Genomic DNA, 22,423 nt, shown 5'->3' on the forward strand with positions numbered 1-22,423 from the left:
GGTTGCAGATGATAAAGGTTTACAACACACTAACCGGAAAGAAAGAGGAGTTTAAACCTCTTGAAGGAAAAAGTATAAAAATGTATGTGTGCGGCCCAACAGTTTACGACGATGCACACATAGGCCATGCAAGAAGTGCTGTTGTATTTGATGTAATAAGAAGATGGCTTGAAGAAAGGGGATATAAAGTTACGGTTGTTAGAAATTACACAGACATAGATGACAAAATTATAAAGCGAGCAAAAGAGAGAAATCTCACATGGAAGGAGATAGCAGAAAGATACATAAAATCCTTTGAAGCGGATATGAAAGCCCTTAATGTTAAAGAACCTACATTTAAACCTAAAGTGACAGAACACATTCCTGACATAATAAAAATGATAGAAGGTTTGATAGAGAAAGGGTATGCCTACGAATCTGATGGAGACGTTTATTTTTCCGTAGAAAAGTTTCCACAATACGGAAAACTATCAAAAAGGAAAAAAGAGGAACTTCTTGCAGGAGCAAGAATTCTTCCGGGAGAGAAAAAGAAAAATCCCCTTGACTTTGCCCTGTGGAAAAAATCAAAAGAGGGAGAGCCGGGCTGGGATTCACCCTGGGGGAAGGGAAGACCAGGATGGCATATTGAATGTTCTGCAATGTCTATGAAATATCTTGGAGAAACTATGGACATCCATGGTGGAGGGCTTGACCTTATATTCCCCCACCATGAAAATGAAATTGCACAATCTGAAAGTTTTACAGGAAAACCTTTCGTCAAATACTGGCTGCACAACGGATTTGTTATGGTAAATAGTGAAAAGATGAGCAAATCTCTCGGAAACTTTTTCACAATAAAAGAGATTTTAAAAGAGTTCCCACCGGATGTTTTGAGACTCTTCCTGCTTTTAACTCATTACAGAAGTCCGATAGACTTCTCCTTTGAACGGCTGAAAGAAAGCAAAAACGCCCTTGAAAGACTTAAAAACATTATCCTCTCAAAACAAGCGATAGAAAAAATACCTGTTGCAGAAAATTCAACCGAAACGATAAACATCTCAAAATTCAAAGAAGAATTTGAGAAAGCGATGGATGACGATTTTAACACGGCAAAAGCTATAGGAGTTCTTTTTGAACTTGGAAAAGAAATCAATATAAGAAAAGATAAAGCTCTTAAAGAGGGAAAAATTTCTGCAGATGAAAAAGAATCCCTTATAGAAAGCATCTCTTTCATTGAAGAAGCCCTCAAAATCCTCGGGTTTAAACTTTCACAGGAAAAAAGCAGCGGAGAGCTTGAAGATAAACTTATACAACTCCTTATAGACATAAGGCAGGATTTACGAAAAGAGAAAAACTTTAAACTTGCCGATAAAATTCGTGATAAACTTAAGGAACTTGGCATAACCCTTGAAGACCTGCCAACAGGAACCGTATTTAAAAAGGGGGAATAAATGAGCATCTATGATAGGGATTATTACAAAGAAAAAGTGAAAAAAGAGGAAGACCCTGCCGTTGTAAGATATAAGAAGTTTGCTGTTTTTATGAAATGGCTACTGATAATCTCCGCCATCTTTTCATTTATCGTATGGCTTTTAGCCGTATTTACAAGGGGAAATGGCTACGGAGGATAGTTGTGATTATTAAAAAGTATAAAGAAAAAGAACCTCTAATAGGAAAGAATGTATTTATAGCAGAAGATGCTACAATCATCGGAGATGTAGAGATAGGTGACGACAGCAGTATCTGGTATAAAGTTGTGATAAGGGGAGATGTGAATTTCATAAAAATAGGAAAGGCGACCTCTGTTCAGGACGGCACCGTTATACATGTAACGAACAGAACTGCCCCGACAACTGTTGGAGATTATGTAACGATAGGGCACGGAGTGAAGCTTCACGGTTGCACGATAAAGAACAACTGTTTAATAGGTATAGGAGCAATAATACTTGACAACGCTGTTATAAACGAAAACTCAATAGTTGCTGCAGGGACACTTATTCCCCCTGGAAAAGAGTTTCCTGCAGGAAGTCTTATAATGGGTTTCCCTGGAAAAGTTGTCAGAAAATTAACAGAAGAAGAGATAGAAGGACTTAAAGAACATGCACTAAGATATGTGAACTATAAAGATGAATATCTGAAAATGGGGAGATAACTCCCCATTTTAGCCTTCAAGGATTTCAGCAGCTTCTTTTGCAGTTTTACCTTCGTGAACTATCATTGAGATAGCTCTAACAATCCTCTCCGGACTCTCATGCTGGAAAGCATTCCTTCCTATGGAAACTCCGGCTCCTCCTGCTTTCATAGCACCTTCAACCATCTCAAGAATTTCAAGATCACTACCCATCTTTGGACCACCAGCTATAACAACAGGAATAGGACATCCTTCAACAACCTTTCTGAAAGAATCGGTATCACCTGTATATGCAACTTTAACAATATCAGCTCCAAGCTCAGCAGCTACCCTTGCACAATGTGCAACAACATCAGGATCAAAAGGATTCTCTATATGTTCTCCCCTTGCATACATCATCGCTATAAGAGGCATTCCCCACTCAAGACAGCTTTCAGCCACCATACCAAAATCTTCAAGCATCTTATCTTCATTCATATCACCTAAATTAACATGAACAGAAACACCGTCAGCACCTATTTTTATAGCTTCTTCAACAGAACACACTATAACTTTTGAGTTGGGTTTTGGAGAGAGAGAAGTACTTGCAGAAAGGTGGATTATGAGTCCAACATCCTTTCCTCTTTTCCTGTGTCCGTGTCTCACAAGACCTTTATGAATAATAATTGCATTGGCACCACCGTTGGCAACTCTATCTATAGACTCCCTAATATTTATAATCCCGGGAATCGGACCCATAGAAACACCGTGGTCCATCGGAATAATAACCGTTTTCCCTGTTTCCCTGTCAATTATTCTCTCAAGCCTTATCGCCTTACCTATTTTCATTTCAAATCCTCCACCAGTAGATACGGTTTTGTGAAAGAAAATTATAGCACTTGAACGAAATTTTTTGTAAAAGTTATTTACTCCCCTTTTCCTTCAAACAGGAATCTTTCTATAAAATCGCACATAACATGCCCGAGAGTAAGGTGAACTTCCTGAATTCTTGGTGTTGAAAACGACTTAACCACAACCGGAAAATCAACAATGCCTTTTAATTTCCCTCCATCCCTGCCGAGAAAAGCAACGGTTAAAAGCCCTTTCTCCTTTGCTTTCAACACAGCTTTAATAACATTTTCTGAATTTCCGCTTGTGCTTATTCCAAGAAGAACATCACCTTTCCTTCCAAGAGCTTCTATCTGTCTTTCAAAAACTGTATCAAATCCAAAATCGTTGCCCACCGCCGTTAAAATTGAAGTATCCGTTGTTAAAGCAACTGCAGGCACAGGCTTTCTATCCATAAGAAATCTTCCCACAAGCTCTGCCGCTATATGCTGAGCATCAGCTGCAGAACCTCCGTTCCCGCATATAAAAAGTGTTCCTCCAGAAAGTAAAACTTCTGCAACCTTTTTGAAAACATCAAAGAGAAAATCACGATTTTCCTGAATAAAGGTTTTTTTAAGGTCGGCACTTTCTATAAAAGAGTAGTATATAAGCTCCCTCATAATTTACCTTCACATTAAGCGTTCATAGCTTTTAGAAACTCTTCATTGGTTTTATACTTTCTTAATTTCTCAAGTAAAAACTCCATAGCATCAACAGGCTGCATACTGGTTAGTAATCTTCTTAAAATCCACACTCTGTTAAGCTCCCATTCAGATAGTAGAAGTTCCTCTTTTCTGGTGCCAGATTTATGAATGTTTATAGCAGGGAAAATTCTTCTTTCAACAAGTTGCCTGTCAAGAACAATCTCCATATTTCCTGTTCCCTTAAACTCTTCAAAAATAACATCATCCATTCTGCTACCTGTCTCAATCAAAGCGGTAGCTATTATTGTTAAACTTCCACCCTCTTCTATATTCCTTGCAGCACCGAAAAATCTTTTAGGCTTATGAAAAGCGTGAGCGTCTATACCACCTGAAAGAATCTTACCACTTGGAGGAGTTAAAGTGTTATAGGCTCTTGCAAGTCTTGTAAGACTGTCAAGAAGGATAACCACATCCCTCTTATGTTCCACAAGTCTTTTAGCTTTTTCTATAACTATTTCAGCAACCTGTGCATGTCTTTCAGGCGGTTCATCAAATGTTGAACTTATAACCTCATCAGCAAGTGTGTTTCTTTTCATATCTGTAACTTCTTCAGGTCTCTCATCTATTAAAAGGATAATAAGATAGGTATCAGGATCGTTTGTTTTTATGGCATTTGCTATTTTTTGAAGCAAAACAGTTTTTCCAGCCCTTGGAGGAGCAACTATAAGTCCCCTCTGCCCTTTTCCAACAGGAGTTATTAAATCTATTACCCGTGTAGGAAGCTCCTCTGGAACTGTTTCAAGTCTAAACCTTTCAGTCGGATGAAGCGGAGTAAGATTATCAAATTGCGGCCTTAATTTAGCTTTCTCAAGAGGTTCCCAGTTAACAGCATCCACTTTAAGAAGGGCAAAATACTTCTCTCCCTCTTTAGGCGGCCTTACTTCACCTGCTATCGTATCACCTGTTCTAAGCCCAAACTTTCTTATTTGAGAAGGAGAAACATAAATATCGGTAGAGTTTGGAAGGTAATTGTTTTCTGGAGACCTTAAAAATCCAAAACCGTCAGGTAAAACCTCAAGAACACCTATTCTATAAATGGCACCTCTTTTTCTCGCACTTTCTTCAAGAATTTTAAATATAAGGTCCTGCTTTTTTACAGATTTAACATCAATTCCAAGACTTTTAGCAATCTTTCGCAAGTCAAATATGCTCATATTTTGAAGCTGCTCCAGAGTGAGTGCTTCAGATGTCTCCTGTGCCATTACCGATTTTCCTCCATAAAAGAAAATTTATAAATCTAAAATAAAATCCCATCTACAGGCCAACTTTATAAACTTTAAGAACATCTAACATCAAAACACTATTCTGGATTTATAACAGATAAGCCCTTTTGAGATAAATCAAAGAAATTAGCTCTTTTTACCAAGAACCCTCGCCACAATTATACTTAATTCATACAAAAATATCAGAGGAACAGCCATCATTGTCTGAGAAACAACATCAGGTGGCGTTAGTATTGCCGCCACTACGAATATTATAAGTATAGCAAACTTTCTATTCTTTTCAAGAATTTTATGATTTATAACTCCAAGCTTTGCAAGTAAGCCAACAACAACCGGTAAAAGAAAAACAAATCCGAAAGCAAGTGTTAGTTGAATAATAAAAGAGATATAGTTTCCGATACCTATCTGCGGAACCAGAAGGTCTCCCATAAATCCAAGCAAAAACTTAAGGGCAAAAGGAATCATTATAAAGTATGCAAAAGATGCCCCTAAAAGAAAGAAAAGTATTGAAAAGAAAATAAAAGGCACAGCAAATTTTTTCTCGTGAGGAAGCAATCCCGGCTCTATAAATTTCCAGACCTGATATAGAATAAAAGGAAGGGCTAAAAGTATTCCACCAAAAAAGCAGATTTTAAGAGCGGTAAAAAACGCTTCTGGAGGAGAGAAAAAAACAAGCTTTCCTCTTAATTCCGGCGGAAGCGGTGTTTCAAGAAACAGCAGAAGCTTTTTCCTGAACGGCCAGCATACTAAAAAACCTACAAATACAGCTATAAGCGACCTGAAAAGCCTTACTCTCAGCTCCTCAATATGATAGGTTACCGGTGCTTCTTCCGGATTATAATTGTTTAAAGGCATCTTTTCTGACATAAACTCACCTTAAAATGAAGAATTATACTTCGTTATCCTTCTTTACCTTTATCTTTTCAAGCTCCTCTTCTCTTGTAACCTTTTTCTCCTCTTTTTTCTCCTCTTCATCAAGGATACCTGAAGATGCCTTTCTAAACTCACTTATCGCCTTGCCCATTGATTTTGCAAGGTCTGGCAGCTTTGAAGGACCAAAAATTAAAAGAGTAATAATTAAAATAAGAATCAGTTCATTGGTTCCAATTCCAAACATTTCTCCTCCAGAATACTATTTTTCTGCTGCTTCCTTTATAGCATTTTTAAGCTCAAAAAGTAAACTCTCAAGTCCTTTTAAATCCTCATTTTCTATTCTGTTTACCACAGCACTGCCAACTACAAAACCATCTGAAGATTTATACAACTTAAATATATGCTCTTTTCTTGATATACCAAATCCTACAACAACTTTCTTTCCTGTAACAGATTTCACTCTTTCAATATCCCTGCAGATTCTTTCATACTGAAGCTCCTCTCTCATTCCTGTTGTTCCTGTAAGAGAAACATAGTAAATGAAGTTGCCAGAAGCTTCCCCTATAAGCTTGAGCCTTTCATCTGTGCTTGTGGGAGCGGCAAGGAAGACAGGCTCAAGTCCTTCCTTTTTAGCTTTCTTTGAAAACTCCATTCCCTCTTCAGGGGGTAAATCAGGGACGATAAAACCATCGACACCAGCTTCTTTTGAATCTTTTATAAACTTATCTTCCCCATAAACAAAAATCGGATTGTAGTAACCCATAAGAACGATACCTTTTTCTGGAAACTCATTCCTTAAAATAGATGCAATTTCAATAATTTTCTTTAAAGTTGCTCCTGATTTTAAAGCTCTCTCGTGAGCTTTTTGAATGGTTGGCCCATCAGCAAGAGGGTCAGAAAACGGAATCCCTATCTCAACTATATCCGCATACTTAAATATCAGTCTAAAATAGTTAAGGGAAGTTTCAAAATCGGGGTCACAACCTGTAGCATAAATTATAAGAGGCTTTTCTCCCTTCTCTTCAAGCTTTCCAAATAGAGATTTTATCCTTTCCATACCTTCTCCATAAATAATAGATAAAAACGATACCTGCAGCTACCACAGCTCCCAGAAACTTATGAGTAATGATAATGGATATAATCTTTCCTATCAACCCACCTAAAAATAGATAAAAAACAGCCCATAAAACAGCACCTATAAAGTTCCACAGCAGAAACGGAAGAAAAGGCATCTTAAACGCCCCGATTATCACAGGAAGTAAAGACCTGACAACGGCGATGAATCTTCCAAAGAGAAGGGTTATCTCACCTTTTTCAATAACAAATCTTTTCACCCTCTCATAATTTTCACCGTTCAATTTAAGAGAGGAAAGGAACTTCCTGACAGCAGGCTCACCAAGGTAAAAACCGAAAAGATAACTAACCGTATATCCCAGAAATGTCCCGAGAGACACAGAAAACACAAAATTTAAAGGGGAAATATACCCTTTAGCAGCAAGAATACTGCCAAGAATCAAAACCTTTTCCGCAGGAATAATCAATCCAAAAAAAAGTGCCGTTTCAAGAAATGCCCATAAACCTATTATTAAACCTGCAACTTCAGGATTTGCTTCAATGTATCTGAGAGATTCATTAATTATACCTGATATATCCACTTGACACCTGCTATCCTCTAAAATAAACTTTCATACTGCAATTTATGAACCTGAATCTGAATTACAAAGGAGGTTTTTTAATATGAAGCAGGGAATTCATCCAGAATACAAAGAAACAAGAGTTATCTGTGCGTGCGGAAACACATGGATAACAAGGTCAACAAAGTTTCCTGAAATTAAAGTTGAAGTTTGTAACAAATGCCATCCATTCTTTACAGGTGCTCAGAGAAAAGTATCAATTACAGGTAGAGCTGAAAGATTTAAGGCTAAATACGGAGACAAGTATTGATAAAACTCATCTCTTCCACTGAAGAAATCCTTAAAACCGTTTCTATAGCAGCCAGAGTTTGTTACTCTGGCTCTTCCGTTGATAAGCTTATAGAAGAATTTTCCGAAGAGGAAAACAGAAAACTTATAAAGAAAGTAACATCTATGGGGCATCTCTCGGTTGTTGAACATGCAGTATTCACCTTCTCCATTCCAAAACAGCTAAAAGAGGAGCTTTTTGAAATATTAAAGGAAAAACCTTTTTTAAACATCTCAGAAAGAGAGGAAGATTTCATAGTTTCCCTAAACTTACGAACAATGAAGGAACTTCAAACTTTACTTCCCGATTTAACATTCACGAAAGAGGTTGCAAAACATATTCCCGATTGGCTTACCTGACTATCCTTTTATGTTATATATTGGTTTCACAAATCTTTCAATCTCAACCGTTTCGGGCAAAAATTTTAAAATCTCATCCTTATTTTTATACGCCATGGGAGCCTCATCCACCGTTCTGGAAGAGATTGTGGAAGAAAACACTCCCGCACTCTTTACAACTTTGCTGAACTCTTTTACAGATATGGTTTCCTTCGCTTTCTTTCTGCTAAGTTTTCTCCCTGCACCGTGAGGAGCAGAAAAGTTAAGTTTCTCAACCCCTTTTCCTCTTCCTATTATCAGTCCATCAACAAGATTAAAAGGAATAACAACCATTTCATCTTTGTGAGCGGAAATTGCTCCCTTCCTTACACAAAAGTCTCTATCAACATCTATGTAGTTATGAACACTTTTAATTATCTTTTCTTCAGAAAACTCCTGCCTGAAAAACTGCTCCACTATGATGCGAAGAATCACTTTTCTGTTAATGTCGGCATACTTTTGAGCAAGTTTCATCCCTTCAATGTAATCCTTACCCCCTTTCTCCATAGGCAGAAACGATAGGTCTTTCGGAAGCTGGGGCATAACTTTTTGAGAATAGTCAACAGCCTTTCTGTAAAAGTGATTACACACCTTTAAACCAAGATTCCTTGAGCCGGTGTGAACAGTTAGATAGTAGTTTCCATCTTCATCAATTCCAATCTCAATAAAATGGTTACCGCTACCCAGTGTTCCAATCTGTAAAACAGGGTCATTTATATTAACACCAAACTTTTTTATAAGAATCCTTTCAAGTTCTTTTAAGAATAGAATCTCATCCCTTAAAAGGGGAAGGGTTTTCGCATCCTTTTTAGTTCTTGATGTAAGCCCTAAAGGAATTTTACCCTTTATAAAAGCATCAAGTTTCGAAAGATTTATCTTTTTAATCCTGCCAAGAAAATAGGTGTAAACCCCGCAACCTATATCAACACCAACAATATTTGGAACAACAACATCATCAAAATAGCCTGTAAAACCTATAACACACCCTTTTCCCACATGACAGTCAGGCATGATTACAATCTGCTTTCTGAAAAAAGGCAGATTTTTTATCCTCTCTACCTGGTCAATAACATCACTTTCCGGATTTTCTGCATAAACATAAATGGGAACCCTACCTTCAATAATAACCATCCTTCCTCCTGCAGTTTTGCACAAAAATTTGCATCTATGCAACGCTCTTACCAAAGAGTAAAAAAATTTTATACAACATTTACAAAGCCATAAACCAGAACACTCCCAGTTTTAACTCTAAAAATATTAAGATTATTTGATTACAAAACAGCTTCAGAGCAGCAAAAAGTCATCCTTAGGGCTTCGCCTGAAGAATCCTTTAAAGTTTATAGTAGTTTCTCTGAACAGTTTAAACATCTATCAGCAACATCTGGCATAATCTTTGCTTTAATTTGAAAAGCAGAGATGCAACGTTAAATTTTTAATAAGGTTATCTGAACATGTTTGAAAATTTTTACTTGTCTTTAAAAGATATTGAGATTCTTCGGCTGCAAAGTAGCCTCAGAATGACGATGAAAGTCATCCTGAGGGCAAAGCCCGAAGGATCTCTTAAAGTTAATAGCATTTTTCAAACAGCCTCTAAGGTTATCTTTACAAACTTTAGAGGAACTGTTAATATTGTTAAGAGTAGTTTCTTGACACTGCATAATGGAAAATGCTAAATTTACTGAAGATAAAACTTGCACACTTTAAAACTTAAAGAACAAAGGGAGGTTTTTGAAGATGAGAAAAGCATTAGTTGCAGTAACAGTAATGGGACTTGTTGCAGGGTTTGCAGCAACAGCAAGCGCTACAGAAGTAAATGTAGGTGGAAAAATTACAGTAACAGGAACAAAGGTGGAATCTGATGCTGCAAGTTATTATGACACAACAACTGAAGTGAAAGTTGGTGTAGATGCGAAGATATCTGAAAATCTAACAGCAAAAGTGACTATTAAAGCTGACGATGATAGTGATAATGGTGGAAGCACTAACAAATGGGTAGAAATCGATGAAGGATACTTTAAACTTTCAAATATGTTTAATACTCCATTATGCGGTAAGTTTGGTTACTTTGGAGTGAATGTTGGTGACAGCAAAATAGTTGATGAAAGCCTTGATGCTGCTATGTTAGGAGTAAAAACGGACTATGGTGTGGCTTATGCGGTTGTTGGAGAAGCAAGAGCAGATATTACAACTTACGTTGTTGGTGGATTTAAAGGAGACTTAAAACCTTTTGGCATCGGTGGTGCTTTCGAAATTGCAGATCTTTATCAGGATACTATGGATAAAAATGTATTTTATGGAAAAGTTGCTCCTGAGTTTGAAGTAGATTTTGGAAAGGTTGGCGTTTCAGTTGAAGGTGCAGTTGACGATAACGGAAACTTCTTCGGTGTAGGAGCTTCTCTTGATAATGAAATGTTCGGGGCAAAGATAGCTTACGATGTTTATAGTGATGGATTCGTATCTCCGCTCGAAGATTATGATTATGCAGAAGTTCTTGATAACAGTAATTTTGTAAACCCAGCAATCATTACAGTTGAAGCAAGTGTTAAACCTACAGATAAGGTTAAATTAAGTGCCGCTTACGTAAACTTTGATGGAGACACTCCAAGTCCAGTTCAAAATAACAAATATGAAAGTGAAAGTGAAATAGACCTTAAAGCTTCTTACAAATACACAGACAACCTTAAACTTTCTGCTGGTCTTTACCTTCCAAGTGCAGGAGTTGATTACCAGGCAGAAGTTAAAGTTGCACTCTCATTCTAACTTAAACATTAAAGAAACCTAAAAAGGGAGGCTTTAAGCCTCCCTTTTTTTATGCTAAAATTCTTCGGGTTCCGCCCTCAGAATGACACCAGTTATTACTATAATGCTGTTTTTACATGGCTGTGTTAGATTGATTCGTTGCATAAAGCCAATTTACTTCCTTCGTCATTACTGAGGCTTTTATTTTTTTTCGTCATTCTGAGGCTGTGAAACAGCCGAAGAATCCAGATATCATATGAGGTGTTGTATGAAGAAAAAAGAGATAGAAAACTATCCAGTTTACATAGAAGATGATGAAATAGATCTTTACGAGCTTTTTCTGACACTAAAAAGAAAAAGAAAAGTTGTTATTTTACTTACACTCTTTTTTACTTTCATCGCTGCCACCTATGCTTTTTTTGCAACTCCAGTATATCTATCAAGCTCAATTGCCCTATTTCCAGAAAGCAACAATAAACAGCTTGTTTCAGCAGAAACTACAGCAAAACTTGTAAACGTTATTACAGAACATATAAAAGAGAGAAATTATAAAAAGATTTCACAACTTACAGGACTTACTGTTGACACAATAGAAACTCTAAAAGATATAACTGTTGAAAACCCAAGAAGAAGAGGTAAGGATAACACATTTGAGCTGAAAATTTACGGAACAAACAGAGAAAAACTGCTTAAAGCTTCTTACAAAATCGTGGACTATCTAAACAGCAACTCTTATATCAGGAAAATCATAGAAGATGAAAAGTCTTTAAAGAAGGAAGAAATCAAAGAACTCCAGAATAAGCTTCCACAGCTTACAAAACTTGCAACCGAGATTGAAACAAAAATAAAAGCATCAAAAAAAATTAATATTCTATTTAACCCCCTTGATCTTCAAACTAAAATCCTGGGAATCAAAAACAGAATAAATAGTTTAAAGTTTACACTGGAGAACAAAATCCACGGCTACAAAATAATATCATCATACGTAACAGATAAACCTGTTAAACCGAAAAAAACACTTATAGTAGTTGTCGGTTTTGTTACAGGTCTTTTTACAGGTATATTTGCTGCATTCTTTAAGGAATGGCTTGAAAGTGTAAAAAACACACGACGCCGTGAAGAATCAGAATAAGCTCATAGAGGTATTTAAAAGACAGACAACTATAAAGCTTTGAGATTCTTCGGACTTTGCCCTTAGAATGACTTTTTTAATATTGTTTTATACCTTTGCTGGTTTTCTACATTGTTCATTGTTTTAATAAAGCCAATTTACTTATTTTTCCGTCATTCCGAATCTTTTGTTATTTCTTTCTATCATCCTGAAGCTTTTATTCCTTTTTCCGTCATTCTGAGGCTGTGAAACAGCCGAAGAATCCAACCTTCATAAAAGTTAAGTCTGAAACTTACATTAAAAGGTTGACAGCATAAAATAAAGTTATAACTTTACAGTCAGGAAGTGAGAAGCAGAGCCCCGAAGGAGTGCCGTTTCTACCTTCGGGGCTTTTTTCGTTTCCGCCAAATAAATTTTTAGAGAGGTTTTACAGTATGGAAAGATTTACAGGAACAGTAAAGTGGTTTGATTCAAGTAAAGGATACGGTTTCATCACAACAGATGATGGACACGATGTATTCGTTCACTACACAGGAATCAGCGGTGAAGGTTTCAAAAGCATAGAAGAAGGCGAAAGAGTTATTTTTGACATCACAGAAAGCGATAAAGGTCTTAAAGCTATAAATGTTGAAAAAGCATAAATAAAAATCTTATAGATTAAAGCCCGTAAAGGTAGAAACGGCCCTTTACGGGCTTTTTTTTATTTAAATTTCCGATAGTGCAAAGGAAACTCCTACCACCTTGGATATTCCCGGAACTTCCATCGTTACACCGTAAAGAACATCAGCAACTTCCATCGTAACCTTTTTATGGGTTATCACTATAACCTGAGTTTTTTCAGATATACTTTTTAAAAGTTCTGTAAATCTCAAAATGTTTATCTCATCAAGAGCAGCATCTATCTCATCAAGAACAAGAAACGGTGCAGGATGAATAGAGTAAAGTGCATATAAAAGAGAAATAACAACAAGTGTTCTTTCTCCCCCGGATAAAAGATTTATATTGCTGTGCTTTTTTCCCGGCGGTTTTGCTTCTATTTCTATACCTGCTTCAGCAGGGTCTTCCGATGTTAATACAAGCCTTGCACTTCCGCCACCGAAAACTTTTTTAAAGGTATTTCTGAATACCTTATTAACAGACTTAAACGTGGCAAAAAATCGTTTCTTTATCTCCTCATCTATCTTTTCTATCGCTTCCTTAAGGTCTTTTATGGATTTAATAAGATCCTTCTCCTGCTCCACTATAAACTCATATCTGTCCTTTACCTTATCATACTCTTTTATAGCAAGAAGATTTACAGCTCCAATTTTTGATATCTTTTCTTTAACAGCAATAAGTTCCTTTTTTATCTCATCTTCACTTTCCACAGTAGCGGCAGCATTTACCGCTTCCTCAACAGTGGAATCTATTGCAAGTATTTTCTCAACTATCTCTTCCTCTTTGACATTAATCCTTGCAAGCTCTATCTCTATCTCTTTTATCTTTTTCTGTATCTCTTTAAGCTCTTTCTCCTTCTGTTTTAGTCCTTCTTCCCTTTCCTTTATAAGAGAAACAATTTCAGCTCTTCTTCTTTCAAGAGTTTCAAGTTCAACCTTTGCATCTTCTATAGCTTCGTCTATTCCTGAAAGAATATCTTCTGCAGAGTGTATACCATTTTCAGCTTCTTCATACTTTCTTTTTAGCTTTTCTCTTTTATCATTAAGATGAGAAAGCTCCCGCTTTATAGCAGAGACCGTTTTTTCCTTTATTCCAAGCTTCTCGCTGACATGGCTAAGTTTCTCTTTTAAAACAGAAATAGATGACTTTTTCTCAGAAATCAAGCCGCGCACTTTATCTACTTCGGTTAAAATTTCGGAAAACCGCTTTTCTTTATCTCTCAGTTTATCTTCAAGGTCCTTTTTCCGCTCCACAAGTTCTTTCAGTTTCTCACTGTAAAGGTTATCTCTTTTTGAAAATCCTTCCACAAATTCTCTTGCAAGCTGTAGCTTCTCTGTTAAAGATTCTACATTTTTGGTAATTTCCTTTATCCTTCTCTCTGCTTCCCTGATTTTCCCTTCAACCTCTATCCTTTCCCCTTTTAAACCATTTGCTTTTTCCTGTAAAGAGAAAAGTTCATCGTCAACCTCAGAGAGGGCATCTATAAGAGGTTTAAGAGAAAGTTTTAAAGATTCAAGCTCCTTCTCAAGAGTTTCCCTACGAAGCTTTAAAGTTTCTATCTCTTTCTCTATTTCAAATATCCCTTTCCCTTTAAACTTACCTATATAAGAACCTTTTCCACTGTAAATATTCAAATCTTTATCTATAAAAACAGCATCAGGATACATCTTTGCAAGTCTGGAAGCATCAGAAGAGGTATAAAAAACGTTTGAAAATATAACAGATACTAACTCTTTAACCCTTACATCTACCGGCTTTACATGGGAGATTAAAGGAGTGGCTTCCTCTATGTATCTTCCCTTTAAAGGCACCACTTCTGCCGAAAGGAGCATAACCCTGCCGTTTCCCTTAATCCTTTCCCTGACCCAGTTTATATCATCAAAAGTCTTAAGCACAATCCCGGCGCCAAAAAGGGAAAGAAACGCTTCAACAATCTTTTCCCAACCCTCATCAACCTTTATAAGATTTGAGAGAAGACCTATATATCCTTTCACTTTCCCCTTTTTACCGCTCTCAACTATGCTGTTTTCAAGCTTTCCAAAGTCAATATTTTGAAGCAGTTTTTCCATACTCTCTATTTTTGAACTTATAGAAACTATCTCCTTCTCCTTCTCCTGAATCTTTCTTTTAAGTTCTTCAACCTTTTCCTCACGATTTTCCCTGACAACAGAAATGGCCTTCCTCTCTTCTTCCGTCTTCTCAATGGAAGAAAGAATCTCCTCAAGCTTTGTCTGTAAAATCTTTTTCTGCTCCTCATAGTAGGAAAGTTCCCTTTTTAAAGAGTCTATCTCTGCAGGAAACTTCTCAATCTGCCTTTTGTAGGAAACAACTTTCTCCTCTTCTCTTATCTTTTCAACCTCTATTTTTCTATATCTGCCAACAGCATCAGAAATCTGTCTCTTTATATCTGAAAGGGAAGTTTCAACATCCTCTTTCTCTTTTTTTAATGAATTGAACTGAGTGTTAAGCCTCTCTATCTCCTTTTCTAGACCTAATATAGATTCAACTAACTTCTCTTTCTCCTCTATAAGAAACTGTATTTCCTGCTCTACATTTTTTATCCTCTCTATCTTTTTAAGCTCTTCTCCATCTATCTCTTTAAGCTCCTCTTTAATCCGCTCTTTCTCTTTAAGGTAAAAATCTCTTTTGACAGAAGCTTCCTTCTTTGTTTTTTCAAGCTCATAAAGTTCAGCGGTTAATTCCTTTATCTCTTTTGCTAACTTTTCCGACTCATCTCTTAACTCTTCTACACTTACCTGAATTGAAGAAGCTTCTTTTTCAAGAGAATTTCTATCTTCCCTTAAAATCTCAAGTTCTCTCTCTTTAAGCTCTTTTGTAAGTTTTAAGTTTCTTATCTCACAACCGTAAAGTTTCTTCTCAAGCTCAAGCTCTTTCTCTTTCAAAGATTGAAACTTTTTTGCCTTTTCAGCCTGATTTTTCAAAGTTTTAAGATTTTTAGAAACCTCATCTATAACCTTCCTGACATTCTCAAGATTGGTTTCAGCCTCAGCTAATTTCTTTAATGTTTCCTCTTTCTTTTCTTTAAAAGGAGCAACTCCGGCAGCATCATCTATAAGAACTCTCCTCTCCTCAGGCTTTAATTTTAGAACCCTGTCTATCTGTCCCTGCTCAAAAAACACGTAATCCTTATGGCCAAGCCCAATGGAAAGGAAAAGTTCCTGAATATCTTTAAGGCGCACTTTCCTGTTATTTATCAGAAATTCCGAATCTCCATTTGCTTTTATTTTTCTTGTTATTACAACTTCATTCTCTTTTATGGGAAGGAGTTCGTCTCTTGAAAGTGTTATTGAAACTTCGGCAGTTCGTGCAGCCCTGCGGCCAACTGCCCCCTTAAAAACCATATCTTTCATATTACTTGCCCTCATCCCTCTGGATGAGGTGTCTCCGGTAACCCATTTAAGGGCATCAACAACATTACTCTTTCCGCAGCCGTTGGGACCTACTATACAGTTAATACCCTTTGAAAATCTGATTTCCGTTTCATCAGCAAAGGATTTAAACCCTTTAAGAGTAAGAGATTTTATGTGCATTTTTCCTCCGGGTTTTACCTGTCCCGATAATTATAGCAGAGGAGGGAGTTTCCCTCCTCCAAAATTTAATCTTCAAGAGTTGACAGGTCACCCGGATCCATTCCAAGCTCTTTAGCTTTAAGAACCCGACGCATTATCTTTCCACTGCGTGTTTTTGGAAGTTTATCAACAAACTCTATTTCAGACGGAACAGCAAGAGCTCCAAGTTCTGTTCTAACATGCTTTTTAAGAGAGTTAACAAGCTCTTCCGATGGTGATTCTCCCTCCTTTAAAATAACGAAAGCTTTAATCCTTTCCCCTTTTACAGGGTCAGGTTTTCCTATTACAGCAGCTTCAGCAACTGATGGGTGGGAAACAAGGGCTGACTCAACTTCCATAGTTCCAATTCTGTGACCGGAAACATTTATAACATCATCAGCCCTTCCAAGAATCATGATATAACCATCTTCATCCTTTGTAGCCACATCTCCTGCAAAGTAGCAACCGGGAATAGTATTCCAGTAACTTTCATACTTCTCTTTATTTTTATGAATGGTTCTCATCATTGAAGGCCATGGATTTCTAACAACAAGAAATCCTCCCTTGTTTGGTTCTACAGGATTTCCTTCCTTATCAACAACATCTGCTACAACACCTGGAACAGGCTTTCCAGCCCTTCCCGGTTTCATAGGAAGACCGTCTATGGTTGTTATCATCACAGCACCTGTTTCTGTCTGCCACCATGTATCAACTATCGGACATCTCTCCTTGCCGATAACTCTGAAATACCACATCCATGCTTCAGGATTTATAGGTTCACCAACAGAACCAAGAAGTCTTAAGGAAGAAAGGTCATACTTTTCCGGCCAGTGCTCGCCAGCCCTCATAAACATTCTTATGGCTGTCGGTGCTGTATAAAAAATTGTTACGCCATACTTTTCTATCAAACTCCACCATCTACCAAAATCAGGATAGTTTGGTGCTCCTTCAGCAAGAACCTGAGTAGCACCTGCTACAAGAGGACCATAAACTATATAGCTGTGACCTGTAATCCATCCCGGATCAGCAGTACACCAATAGATATCATCCTCTTTAAGGTCAAAAACGGTCTTCATTGAGTAGTAAGTCCCAACCATATAACCACCAGTAGTGTGGATAACCCCCTTAGGCTTTCCGGTAGAACCTGAAGTGTAAAGCATAAAAAGTGGATCTTCAGAATCCATAACTTCAGGCTCACAATAGGTATCAGCATCTTTAATAAATTCATAAAAATCAATTTCCTTCTCGCCTATAAGATCAACTTTTGGCTTAAGTCTTCTTAAAACTACCACTTTCTCAACATTATCAAGTCCTCTTACAGCTTCATCAACTATCTGCTTTAAAGGGATAGCCCTTCCCCTTCTTATGGTCATATCAGCAGTTATCACCATCTTCGCCTGAGCATCCTCTATTCTGTGTCTTAAAGCGGGAACACTGAATCCAGCATACACAACAGAATGAACAGCACCAATCCTTGCACAGGCAAGCATAGCAGCCACCTGCTCAACAACGAGGGGCATATAGATAACCACTCTGTCTCCTTTTTTTATACCAGCATTCTTAAGAGCATTTGCAAGTTTATTTACCAGTGTATAAAGGCTACCGTAGGTTACAACCTTCTCATTACCGAACTCATCTTCCCAGAAAAAAGCAACTTTATTCTTTCTTCCATTTTTAACGTGTCTATCAAGGGCGTTTACTGTTATGTTTGTTTTTCCGTTAACAAACCATTTTGCATAAGGAAGATTCCACTCAAGAACCTTGTCCCACTTCTCATACCAGAAAAGCTCATCTGCTACTTTAGCCCAGAACTCTTCAGGATTGTCAAGAAATTTCTTATACTCTTCTTCATAGTTTTTTACATTTGCATTTCTTACAAACTCTTCTGGAGGCTTAATAATAGTGCCAAGATGCAATAGGCTATCAAGCTTTTCTTCGCTCATAGTATACCCTCCTTTCCATAATTTACATAAATTTTACAAGAAATTTAAACCAATTTCTACTATTAGGAGTTTATTATGAAAACAATACTTATTACAGGCAGTGCAGGGTTTATCGGATTCAGAACTACACAGCTACTTCTTGAAAAGGGGTATGATGTTATCGGTATAGACAATATGAATAACTATTATGATGTAAAACTCAAAGAGTACAGACTAAAAGAGCTTACAAAGTACCAAAATTTCAAATTTTTCAAAGTTGATATAGAAAACCTTGAAGCTCTTGAAATTCTTTTTAAGGAATATCCTTTTGACGGTGTTATAAATCTTGCTGCAAGAGCCGGAGTAAGATACAGTATTGAAAATCCTTTTATTTACATTACAACAAACATATTAGGGACAACTAACCTTCTCGAGCTTTCAAAAAAATACGGTATTAGAAAATTTGTACTTGCATCAACATCATCCCTTTATGCCGGGCAAAAAATGCCTTTCAAAGAGAACTTACCTGTTAATACCCCAATATCCCCGTATGCTGCGAGTAAAAAAGGCGCGGAAGCCGTAGCATATACATACCACTATCTATACAACATTGACATTTCAGTCTTAAGATACTTTACAGTTTACGGTCCAGCAGGAAGACCAGATATGAGTATCTTTAGATTCATCAAGTGGATAGATGAAGAGAAACCTGTTGTGATTTATGGAGATGGTACACAGGAAAGGGATTTTACATATGTTGACGACATTGCGAAAGGAACCACAAAAGCACTTGAAACAGAAACAGGATATGAAATCATAAATCTTGGAGGCAACAAACCTTACAAACTAAAACGGGTGATAGAATTGATAGAACAGTATCTTGGAAAAAAGGCTAAAATAATCCACAAAGACTTTCATAAAGCAGACATGAGAGCAACGTGGGCAGATATTGAAAAGGCAAAAAAACTGCTGAAATGGGAACCAAAAATCCCACTTGAGGAAGGTATAAAGAAAACAGTAAACTGGCATATAGAAAATAGAGAACTTATAAAAGAAATTCTTGTATAATTTTATGTAATGTAATCATAGCTTTGAAAATTAAACGAGGAAAGAATTGAATATTAGAGGAAAAGGTTTTGCATTCTTTATAATAACCTTTTACATACTACTTACCATTATTAGACCTTCTTTAGCCACAGCTAAAGAAACTCCATACTACACTATTCAGCTTGCAAACACCAAAAGCTTTAATGAAGCAAAATCAATATTTGAAAAAGTAAAACATCTAAAAGATTCACGAATTGATAAAGTAAAGACAAGATACAAAGTAAGAGTAGGACTTTTTAAAACAAGAAAAGAGGCTCAGGAATTTTTAAAAAATCACCCGGAAATCAAGAAAATATCTCCCACTGCTTACATAACCCTTAACTATTACAACCCAAAAAGAACAATCTTAAAAGGCTATTCAAAGAAAAAAGATATAGCAAAAGAAGCAGCAAAGATAAACACAGAAAATAAGACCAAAAAAGAAGTACCCCCTGTTAAAATAAAAACACCAGCAAAACAGAACACCATCTCTATAAACAATACAACTCTTCAAAAAAATCACAGGGAAAGCAACTATATTGAAATAAGAATTAAAAAAGAACTTTTCAAGACAGCAGGACTTTTAGTAATAGGACTTATACTTGGACTCATTCTGTTTCTAATTAGAAAAAAATTGACAAAAAAGGAAAAAGAGCTACCCGAAGATAACAAAAAACCAAAGGAAAATACTCCAAGTATTATTTTTCATAAATTAAGAGATAGTTACTACTCTTTCTTAAAACGTTTACCGCTTAAAACATCCCATAAAATAGTTGAATATCACTACCGGAAATCAGGAGATTTCCGGTCTTTAATACTTTTAAAACTTCAAGAGCAGGATTTTAATTTTATACTAAAAGAAACTCCTTCTTACCTCCTTAAAAATCCCGATGATATACTGGTGTGGAAAATATACATTGAAGTTCTCGGACAGCTTGGCATATACGATGAAGCAGCAAATGCCTGTGAAAAATTGGCTGAAATACTGAAAAAAAATGCAAGACCAGAAGCCGCTGAAAATTACACAAAAAAAGCACAGGAATACAGACAAAAGGCCCTTAAACTGGCTGAAAATCTATAGAAAAAAGAGATTGATAATCATCTTTAATTTTCACTCTCATAGGTGCACCCATATAAAAAGATTGCCAGTTAAGATTTACCCCTTCAGCCACACCAAAAGTCCCTCTTCTACCTTTAAAACTTATAAACTTCACTTCAGAACCTACTGGAACAGTTATTTTTTTTCTATTTGAAACAAGAATGTTCCTTCCGTTTATATCTATTAAAACCTGAACATTCGGTTTTTTCTCCACTTCCTGCAAAAAATCATCATAAATAACCTTAAATGAAGGAGCTATTTTAACTGAAAATAGCTCAAAAAATTTCTCCAGCATCAAAAGATGAAATTTAACCTTCTCTTTAAGAGAAGGAAGTTGTTTGGAAACTTCAAGACAGAAAGCAGGAACATTACACCGCGACAAACAGTAATAGGTAAGTGATCTTCTTTGCTCCTTATGTTTTGTATCTTTTTGAAAAGTTCTTGTGGAAAACACGGGAAACTTCCAGTCTTTACGTTTGACAAATTTATTAACATAAGAGGTAACTTTATATGCAACATCATAAAGGTTGAAAGTTTTATAAACTTTTTCATCAATTACTATACACTGACCCCAGGCGTTTTTGTTAAGAATATGAAAACCGTACCCATCATGCAAAGACAAAACAACATCCGGTTTAATCTCCTTTACAAGTTCCTTTATTTTATTAACGTAAGGAAAATCGGGATCTTTAGGAGATATGTATGAAAACTTCCTATTCATATCTCCGTTGTATCCTCTTTTAAAAGCCAAAATAGAAACAAAATTGCTTCTTGGAACGAGAAAAAGCTCTCCTTTTAAAACAGAAACTTCTGAAAGAACATCCACAGCTTTATAGGCTCCCGGCTCATTACCGTGAATACCACCTATAACAAGTATTCTTCCTCCCTTCTCATTTCCCAATTTATGAAATATCTCCATAGGCTTTTTCGGAAATACATAGTGAATTCTGTTCTTTCTTCCCGCTGCAATTACGTTCCCTGAAAAAGGAAGAAGAGAGGAAACTGCAATACTTTTAAGTGCTGATTTTATAAACTCTCTTCTCCTAATATTTTCCATTCTTTCCCCTCTTTTGTTATATATAAGAGTTTTCTCCCCTTCCAGTTGTAATTATTTGACCTGTAATCCATATCAAACGTAATTAAATATAGCCTGCCAAATTTTAACAATCTACCATCTTTTGCTATAGAAAGTTTTGAAATCTTAATTTTTATCCACTTTTTCTTTTCTGTAATACGCTTTTTATACTCTTTCCACGAATTAATATTGCTATACTTTTGAGAAACGAAATTTTTGGAGTAAAAGCTAAAATAAGAATCTATATCTTTCGGGGAATTTTCCCACGCTGTTTTCCATTTATAAACAAAATCTACCAGAGAGTTTCTCTCTTTTATAAAGGAATCGATAGAAGCCTTACTTAACCTATCCACTATAACTACAGGTGTTTGACCAGGTACAATGAATCTCTTTAATTCTCTTAAATCTGAGTTCTTCAAAACTATACATCCATTTGTGCTGTGAGAAGGGCGATAATCTCCTTCCATTCCGTGAATCCATATCCCATGACCGTTCCGCTTCAATATTTTTCTATCTATCAAGTTTGGATAGTTTAAAACATAAGCTCCTATCCCATAAAATGGAGGCAAATTACTCTTCCAGTAAAGTGGAATATATATCCCTTCCGGCGTTCTCTGGTCTCCCTCTTTTAACTTATCCCCGAATCTTTTACCTGTTATACAGTTAAATGTTTTCAACACCACAGGGATACCGTTTTTTTCAACAACCACATAGAGCTTCTCTTTTACTTTGTCCACAACAACAGCACTAAATTTTTCTGGAAGATATACAACATTGTCCAATATCTGTTGTCCTGCAAGAACACGTGCATCACTTAATTTATCCTGATAAAGAAGCAGCAAAATCTCAACAACTTTTTTATCTTCCTGAGAGAGATTTTTTTCCATGTAATAAGCTTTATCTATCTCCCCCTGCTTTATAGCTTTAATAACATCTGTGAGTGTAGTTGCAGATACATTAAACGTAGAAAGTAAAACAACCAAAATAACCAAAAACTTTCGCCTCACATAACCTCCTATAAACGAACATATAAATTAAGAGAAATTATA

General features: G+C 36.3%; 22 protein-coding genes. 10 read left to right on the forward strand and 12 right to left on the reverse strand.

Annotated features, from left to right (window positions below; genetic code table 11):
- Window positions 1-8: 8 nt before the first annotated feature.
- From cysS to CHB58_RS03900, 3 genes are read left to right on the forward strand one after another with little or no spacing between them, the layout of a single operon-like run.
- Window positions 9-1,430 carry a cysteine--tRNA ligase gene (cysS, locus tag CHB58_RS03890; RefSeq protein WP_089322802.1) on the forward strand — a complete coding sequence of 474 codons (1,422 nt, stop codon included), beginning with the start codon at window positions 9-11 and terminating at the stop codon, window positions 1,428-1,430.
- Entirely contained in the window at window positions 1,431-1,610 is a 180-nt protein-coding gene (locus tag CHB58_RS03895) for a hypothetical protein (protein ID WP_089322803.1), read from the forward strand.
- A 5-nt stretch (window positions 1,611-1,615) separates the two neighbouring features.
- Complete coding sequence (locus CHB58_RS03900) at window positions 1,616-2,131, forward strand: gamma carbonic anhydrase family protein (protein ID WP_219350076.1); 516 nt, start codon at window positions 1,616-1,618, stop codon at window positions 2,129-2,131.
- A gap of 9 nt (window positions 2,132-2,140) precedes the next feature.
- On the opposite strand, the gene CHB58_RS03905 is transcribed toward CHB58_RS03900, so the two are convergent.
- The 7 genes from CHB58_RS03905 to CHB58_RS03935 form a co-directional block, all read right to left on the reverse strand.
- Window positions 2,141-2,938 (reverse strand): 2-amino-3,7-dideoxy-D-threo-hept-6-ulosonate synthase, encoded by a 798-nt coding sequence (locus tag CHB58_RS03905; RefSeq protein ID WP_089322805.1) that lies wholly within the window; start codon window positions 2,936-2,938, stop codon window positions 2,141-2,143.
- A gap of 77 nt (window positions 2,939-3,015) precedes the next feature.
- Window positions 3,016-3,597 carry a D-sedoheptulose 7-phosphate isomerase gene (gene gmhA, locus CHB58_RS03910; protein ID WP_089322806.1) on the reverse strand — a complete coding sequence of 194 codons (582 nt, stop codon included), beginning with the start codon at window positions 3,595-3,597 and terminating at the stop codon, window positions 3,016-3,018.
- Window positions 3,598-3,611: 14 nt separating this feature from the next.
- Entirely contained in the window at window positions 3,612-4,883 is a 1,272-nt protein-coding gene (gene rho / locus CHB58_RS03915) for a transcription termination factor Rho (RefSeq protein WP_089322807.1), read from the reverse strand.
- 147 nt (window positions 4,884-5,030) lie between these two features.
- Entirely contained in the window at window positions 5,031-5,771 is a 741-nt protein-coding gene (gene tatC / locus CHB58_RS03920) for a twin-arginine translocase subunit TatC (RefSeq protein WP_089322808.1), read from the reverse strand.
- Window positions 5,772-5,793: 22 nt separating this feature from the next.
- The gene (gene tatA, locus CHB58_RS03925) at window positions 5,794-6,021 is read right to left on the reverse strand and encodes a twin-arginine translocase TatA/TatE family subunit (RefSeq protein ID WP_089322809.1); all 228 of its coding nucleotides are present in this window, start codon (window positions 6,019-6,021) and stop codon (window positions 5,794-5,796) included.
- A 15-nt stretch (window positions 6,022-6,036) separates the two neighbouring features.
- Complete coding sequence (gene trpA / locus CHB58_RS03930) at window positions 6,037-6,834, reverse strand: tryptophan synthase subunit alpha (RefSeq protein ID WP_089322810.1); 798 nt, start codon at window positions 6,832-6,834, stop codon at window positions 6,037-6,039.
- On the reverse strand, window positions 6,800-7,432 hold the full coding sequence (locus tag CHB58_RS03935; protein WP_089322811.1) for a DedA family protein: 633 nt from the start codon (window positions 7,430-7,432) through the stop codon (window positions 6,800-6,802). The genes trpA and CHB58_RS03935 overlap by 35 nt, the downstream gene beginning before the upstream one ends.
- An 82-nt stretch (window positions 7,433-7,514) precedes the next feature.
- Here CHB58_RS03935 and rpmE point away from each other — a divergent pair, with 82 nt between their 5' ends.
- Window positions 7,515-7,721 carry a 50S ribosomal protein L31 gene (gene rpmE / locus CHB58_RS03940; RefSeq protein ID WP_089322812.1) on the forward strand — a complete coding sequence of 69 codons (207 nt, stop codon included), beginning with the start codon at window positions 7,515-7,517 and terminating at the stop codon, window positions 7,719-7,721.
- Window positions 7,718-8,098, forward strand: a complete 381-nt coding sequence (locus tag CHB58_RS03945) for an FAD-dependent thymidylate synthase (RefSeq protein ID WP_089322813.1) — start codon at window positions 7,718-7,720, stop codon at window positions 8,096-8,098. The genes rpmE and CHB58_RS03945 overlap by 4 nt, the downstream gene beginning before the upstream one ends.
- On the opposite strand, the gene CHB58_RS03950 is transcribed toward CHB58_RS03945, so the two are convergent.
- Window positions 8,099-9,247, reverse strand: a complete 1,149-nt coding sequence (locus CHB58_RS03950) for an RtcB family protein (RefSeq protein WP_089322814.1) — start codon at window positions 9,245-9,247, stop codon at window positions 8,099-8,101.
- 603 nt (window positions 9,248-9,850) lie between these two features.
- Here CHB58_RS03950 and CHB58_RS03955 point away from each other — a divergent pair.
- From CHB58_RS03955 to CHB58_RS03965, 3 genes are all read left to right on the forward strand, one after another.
- On the forward strand, window positions 9,851-10,876 hold the full coding sequence (locus CHB58_RS03955; protein WP_089322815.1) for a hypothetical protein: 1,026 nt from the start codon (window positions 9,851-9,853) through the stop codon (window positions 10,874-10,876).
- 247 nt (window positions 10,877-11,123) lie between these two features.
- Entirely contained in the window at window positions 11,124-11,987 is an 864-nt protein-coding gene (locus CHB58_RS03960) for a Wzz/FepE/Etk N-terminal domain-containing protein (protein WP_180706427.1), read from the forward strand.
- Window positions 11,988-12,400: 413 nt separating this feature from the next.
- Window positions 12,401-12,607 (forward strand): cold-shock protein, encoded by a 207-nt coding sequence (locus CHB58_RS03965; protein ID WP_089322817.1) that lies wholly within the window; start codon window positions 12,401-12,403, stop codon window positions 12,605-12,607.
- A gap of 63 nt (window positions 12,608-12,670) precedes the next feature.
- Here CHB58_RS03965 and smc read toward each other — a convergent pair whose 3' ends face one another.
- Complete coding sequence (gene smc, locus CHB58_RS03970) at window positions 12,671-16,174, reverse strand: chromosome segregation protein SMC (RefSeq protein WP_089322818.1); 3,504 nt, start codon at window positions 16,172-16,174, stop codon at window positions 12,671-12,673.
- Between the two features lie 65 nt (window positions 16,175-16,239).
- The gene (acs, locus tag CHB58_RS03975) at window positions 16,240-18,135 is read right to left on the reverse strand and encodes an acetate--CoA ligase (RefSeq protein WP_089322819.1); all 1,896 of its coding nucleotides are present in this window, start codon (window positions 18,133-18,135) and stop codon (window positions 16,240-16,242) included.
- A 75-nt stretch (window positions 18,136-18,210) separates the two neighbouring features.
- Between acs and CHB58_RS03980 the strand changes: the two genes are divergently transcribed.
- Together CHB58_RS03980 and CHB58_RS03985 are read left to right on the forward strand one after the other, a co-directional pair.
- Window positions 18,211-19,182: a GDP-mannose 4,6-dehydratase gene (locus tag CHB58_RS03980; protein ID WP_089322820.1), complete on the forward strand. Its 972-nt coding sequence runs from the start codon at window positions 18,211-18,213 to the stop codon at window positions 19,180-19,182.
- A 46-nt stretch (window positions 19,183-19,228) separates the two neighbouring features.
- On the forward strand, window positions 19,229-20,281 hold the full coding sequence (locus CHB58_RS03985; protein ID WP_089322821.1) for an SPOR domain-containing protein: 1,053 nt from the start codon (window positions 19,229-19,231) through the stop codon (window positions 20,279-20,281).
- Here the strand turns inward: CHB58_RS03985 and CHB58_RS03990 are convergent.
- Window positions 20,259-21,356 carry a M14/M99 family metallopeptidase gene (locus CHB58_RS03990; RefSeq protein ID WP_089322822.1) on the reverse strand — a complete coding sequence of 366 codons (1,098 nt, stop codon included), beginning with the start codon at window positions 21,354-21,356 and terminating at the stop codon, window positions 20,259-20,261. The genes CHB58_RS03985 and CHB58_RS03990 overlap by 23 nt on opposite strands.
- Window positions 21,326-22,381, reverse strand: a complete 1,056-nt coding sequence (locus CHB58_RS03995; protein ID WP_089322823.1) for a L,D-transpeptidase family protein — start codon at window positions 22,379-22,381, stop codon at window positions 21,326-21,328. The genes CHB58_RS03990 and CHB58_RS03995 overlap by 31 nt, the downstream gene beginning before the upstream one ends.
- Between the last annotated feature and the right edge of the window lie 42 nt (window positions 22,382-22,423).

It is taken from the genome of Desulfurobacterium atlanticum (genome assembly GCF_900188395.1).
In the GTDB taxonomy this organism is placed as follows: domain Bacteria; phylum Aquificota; class Aquificia; order Desulfurobacteriales; family Desulfurobacteriaceae; genus Desulfurobacterium_A; species Desulfurobacterium_A atlanticum.